1 protein-coding gene is annotated in these 430 nt (G+C 69.8%); it reads left to right on the top strand.

Annotated features, from left to right (window positions below; all coding sequences use genetic code 11):
* The coding region (locus tag JHD80_RS27150; RefSeq protein WP_199093688.1) for an efflux RND transporter permease subunit at positions 1-430 on the top strand (430 nt) is incomplete at both ends.

Raw genomic sequence — 430 nt, 5'->3', positions numbered from 1 at the left:
GGACCCTGCCGTGCAGAGCATCTCGTCCTTCATCGGCGTCGATGGCAGCAACACCACGCTGAACACGGGCCGGCTGCTGATCGACCTCAAGCCCCATGGCCAGCGCGATGGCGTGCCCGCCGTGCTGCGCCGCCTGTCCGACGATGCGCTGCAGATTCCGGGCATACGCCTGTACGCCCAGCCCGTGCAGGACCTGACCATCGAGGACCGCGTGGCGCGCACCCAGTACCAGCTGCTGATGTCCTCGCCCGACATGGCGCAGCTGGCCAAGAGCACCCAGGCCCTGGTCGAGCGCATGCACGGCCTGCCCGAGCTGGTGGACGTGGGCAGCGACCTGCAGGACCAGGGCCTGCAGGCCTTCGTGCAGATCGACCGGGCCCAGGCCAGCCGGCTGGGCGTGACGGTCTCGGCCATCGACACGGCGCTGTAC

It is taken from the genome of Allobosea sp. ASV33, from assembly GCF_016428755.1.
Taxonomy (GTDB): Bacteria; Pseudomonadota; Alphaproteobacteria; order Rhizobiales; family Beijerinckiaceae; genus Allobosea.
This window is presented reverse-complemented; position numbering and strand designations above follow the sequence as displayed.